Here is a 3906-nt window from a genome sequence, read left to right on the forward strand (position 1 = left end):
GCGGCTGACCGACGCGGCCGGCGGCACGGAGAAGGTCGCCGCGTACTGCGCCGCCCGGCTCGGTGACGCCGACGACGCCGAGGACCGGGAGCAGCGGGCCGGGAACTCCGCCGGGAAGCGGGACGGGACCGAGCGGTCCACGGGGGCCGGTGCCGGGCGGAGGCCCGACGACACGGGCGTACCGGCCGGGACCGCCACCGGGAAACCGGACGGGGCGGGGGAGCCGACCGCGCCGGGCACCTCGGACGAGGCGGACCGGCAGGGACAGGCGGACCAGGAGGGTCGGACGGACCCGGGGAGTCAGGCGGACCAGGGGGGCCGGGAGGGCGAGCCGACGGACGCGGACGCGCCCGGCCGGGTCGACGGGGCGGACAAGACCCCGGAAACGAAGTAGGGCCGGCGTGCTCGCGAGACCCCCGTACTCGCAAGACACCCGGCCGACTCCGCCGATGGCAACGGCCGGGGCCGCCACCCCCCACAGGAGAGGCCCCGACCGTCGCGCGGCACGGGCCGCGCGGCGGCCCGTACTACCTACAGCGCCGCGGCCCCGATTTGTGTCACACCCCGCCGGATCACGAGTTAGTTGCATGTTCTACGGACATGGACGGGCAGCGGTTTCAGGCCGTAACGTGCCATTCGCGCCGGATCGCGGAGGACGACCACAGCTCTGACCGCCGGTGAGGTTGAGACCGCAACCATTGATCGGGACCACGACGGAGAGAACCCGGGCCGCGAGAGCGGCGCCGGCTCAGGCGCAAGAGGGGCGCGGTGCTGGGGGACGACGCGGAGCTGACCGCCGCGGTACTTGCGGCACAGGACGGGGACGAGACCGCGTTCCGGACTGTGTACCGCGCCGTGCATCCACGGCTGCTCGGGTACGTACGGACGCTCGTCGGTGATCCGGACGCGGAGGACGTCACCTCCGAGGCGTGGCTCCAGATAGCCCGCGACCTGGAGCGGTTCACCGGTGACGCCGACCGGTTCCGGGGCTGGGCCGCCCGGATCGCCCGCAACCGTGCCCTGGACCACATACGCATGCGTGGCCGCCGCCCCGCGATAGGCGGCGACGAGACCGAGCTGACCGGCCGGGCGGCCGAGTCCGACACGGCGGGCGAGGCGATGGAGGCACTCGCCACCGGCCACACCCTGTCCCTCATAGCCCAGCTGCCCCAGGACCAGGCCGAGGCCGTGGTGCTGCGCGTGGTGGTCGGCCTCGACGCCAAGACGGCCGCCGAGACGCTCGGCAAGCGCGCGGGCGCCGTACGGACGGCCGCGCACCGGGGCCTGAAACGGCTCGCGGAGCTGATCGGGGAGAATCCGGAGACGGCCGCGGAGGCCGATCCGGAATCCGGCGACTCGCTGGACGCGGTGCCCCCACCAAGAGAACCGCGTACCCGCGCGGCTACGTCCGCCGGTGTGACGCATATGCGTTCGCGGACGCAGAAGGACATGTGATGGCCGACGAGCAGTACAAGTGGCTGAACCGCGATGTGGCGGAGCGGCTGCTGCGTGGCGAGCCGCTCGACGCCGTCGAACCCGACACCCGCGCCCGGGCCGACCGGCTCGCCGAGACGCTCGGCGCACTGGCCGCCGAAGCCGCGCCGACGCCCGCGCCGGGCGCCGAACTTCCGGGTGAGGAAGCCGCGTTGGCCGCCTTCCGCACCGCCAGGACCGCCCGCACAGGGCAGTGCGACGAGGCCGCCGCGCCCGCGGGGGGCAGCCGTACGCACTCTTCGGCGCCGGTCGCCGACGCCGGGCTCGTCCGTCTCGGGCGGCCCGCCCCGGACGGCCGGCGGGCCCGCTGGGGCCGACCGGCGCGGTTCGGGCTGGTCGCCGCGCTGGCCGGCGGGATGTTCGGCGGGGCCGTCCTGGCGGCGGGCAGCGGTGTCCTGGTGGGCTCCATCGGGGACCAGGAACCAGAACGCCCCTTCTCCCTCTCCTCCCCCGCCGAGTCCCCGGACCAGCGGCTGATGTCGCCGTCCCCGCCCGCGACCGGACCCGAGGGTGACACCGGCGGCGGGACGCGGGGCGAACCCACACCGCGCGGAGACGGCTCCGGCGGGAACACCCCCGGCAGCGGGGATTCCGCCGGCCGGACCGACGACGACACCGCGGACGACCGCGGGCGCAACCAGGGCGGTCTCACCCCGGAGTGGTGGAACAGCGTCCTGTCCGCGTGCAGGGACGTCCGCAACGGCAAGGACCTGGACGACGACCGCCGGCGCAGCCTGGAGGACGCGTCCGGCGGCAAGGGCGGCGGCCGGCTGAAGAAGTACTGCGACGGCGTCCTCGCCGGCGGCGGCAGGAACTTCGGCGACGGCCACGGCAAGGGCCGGGGCACCGGTGGCGCTTCGGGTTCCGCCGGTTCCTCGGGCACCGGCTCGAAGGACCGCTCCGGGCTCGACCCCGACGAGGACGACGACTCCGACCGCGGCCGGGGCAACAGGCACGGCAACGGCAACGGCAACGGCAAGAGCCATGGCCGGGGCGGCGGCAAGGGCAAGGGCCAGGGCTACGGCCGGGGCAACGGCAAGAGCCACGGCGGCAAGAACCACGGCGGCAAGGGCGGCGGCCACGGCAAGGGCGGCGGCCACGGCTCCGCTCAGGGCGGCAACCAGCACCGGGGCCAGGGCGGCGCGGCCGCGATGATCGCCGCCGACCTGCGCACGAGCCCGGCCGACGCACCCTCTCACCGCGTCTGACCTGCGGTTTCCCGTACGTTCAGAAATTCCTTCCCGTAACGGGTAACACTTTCGGCCGCCCCGCCGCAGTAATGAGTGAGCCGACTGGTCATCGGCCGTCGCACAGAGCCGGGGTTCCCCCCGTACCTACGGCTCGTGCACCTAGGCGCGGGCGGGACACGTTCCCCCGGTCCCGCCCGCGCCCCAATCCCCCGTGGTCACCCCGTACTCCCAGCGACGCTTCCGGCGCCCTCCCGCTATGCGCCCTGTGACGCACCTCACTTCGCAACCGGCTCTCGCGGCCCCGGTGCCCCGGTGCCCGGTCTGTCCGCCCGGCCGTCGACGCCCGGCCCCTCACCAGTGGACGACCACCTTGTCGCCATTCCTGACCTGCGCGAACAGTCGTGCGATCGCCGCCTCGTCGCGGACGTTGACGCAGCCGTGCGAGGCGCCGTAGTAGCCGCGGGCCGCGAAGTCGGACGAGTAGTGGACGGCCTGGCCGCCGCTGAAGAACATCGCGTACGGCATCGCCGTGTCGTACAGGGTCGACCAGTGGTCGCGGGACTTGAAGTAGACGCTGAAGACACCCTCGCGGGTGGGCGTGTACTGCGAGCCGAACCGCACCTCGACCGTCGTCAGCGTGGTGCCGTTCACCATCCAGCGCAGGGTGCGACTGGTCTTGCTGATGCACAGCACCCGGCCGGTGAGACAGCGCGGGTCCGGCTCCGCCGCCGGCTGGCCCCCGAACGCGTACAGGTCCCACTTGCCGGGCTCCCGAGTCATCCCCATCAGCCGCGCCCAGGTGACGGTGTCCGTCCGCCCCGTCCGCGGCAGCCCCCGCTTGCCCTGGAAGCCCTTCACGGCCTGGACGGTCAGCTCGTCGTACGTCCCCGTCGGCCCGACGTGCAGCCACGCGACCTGCCGGAGACGGGCCTGGAGTTCGCGCACCTCGAACCCCTCGTCGCCACGCGACCACAGGACCTTCGCCGGGGCCGCCGGGGCGGGGTCGCCGCCGGGCGGCGCGGTCGTCGGGGCGGCCCCGCCGCCGGACCTCTTCCCGCCCGGCGGCCCCGGCGAAGGTCCTGTGGTCGCGTGGCGACGAGGGGTTCGAGGTGCGCGAACTCCAGGCCCGTCTCCGGCAGGTCGCGTGGCTGCACGTCGGGCCGACGGGGACGTACGACGAGCTGACCGTCCAGGCCGTGAAGGGCTGCCAGGGCAAGCGGGG

At 74.4% G+C, this 3906-nt stretch carries 3 protein-coding genes and 2 pseudogenes; 4 read left to right on the forward strand and 1 reads right to left on the reverse strand.

Going from position 1 to position 3906, the window contains the following annotated elements; translation table 11 throughout:
* The 3 genes and pseudogenes from AOK15_RS45325 to AOK15_RS34250 all read left to right on the forward strand — a co-directional run.
* Positions 1–394: pseudogene (locus tag AOK15_RS45325) on the forward strand (hypothetical protein); the annotation flags it as partial.
* A 374-nt stretch (positions 395–768) separates the two neighbouring features.
* Positions 769–1455: an RNA polymerase sigma factor gene (locus AOK15_RS34245; RefSeq protein ID WP_055522212.1), complete on the forward strand. Its 687-nt coding sequence runs from the start codon at positions 769–771 to the stop codon at positions 1453–1455.
* Positions 1455–2702: a cation diffusion facilitator family transporter gene (locus AOK15_RS34250; RefSeq protein ID WP_055522213.1), complete on the forward strand. Its 1248-nt coding sequence runs from the start codon at positions 1455–1457 to the stop codon at positions 2700–2702. The genes AOK15_RS34245 and AOK15_RS34250 overlap by 1 nt, the downstream gene beginning before the upstream one ends.
* A 333-nt stretch (positions 2703–3035) precedes the next feature.
* Here the strand turns inward: AOK15_RS34250 and AOK15_RS34255 are convergent.
* Positions 3036–3791 (reverse strand): annotated as a pseudogene (locus AOK15_RS34255) (L,D-transpeptidase family protein); the annotation flags it as partial.
* A 2-nt stretch (positions 3792–3793) separates the two neighbouring features.
* On the opposite strand from AOK15_RS34255, the gene AOK15_RS44475 reads away from it, so the two are divergent.
* The coding region (locus AOK15_RS44475) for a peptidoglycan-binding protein (protein WP_240508726.1) at positions 3794–3906 on the forward strand (113 nt) is incomplete at its 3' end.

Origin of the sequence: Streptomyces ossamyceticus (assembly GCF_001418475.1) — a bacterium.
Classification (GTDB): domain Bacteria; phylum Actinomycetota; class Actinomycetes; order Streptomycetales; family Streptomycetaceae; genus Streptomyces; species Streptomyces ossamyceticus.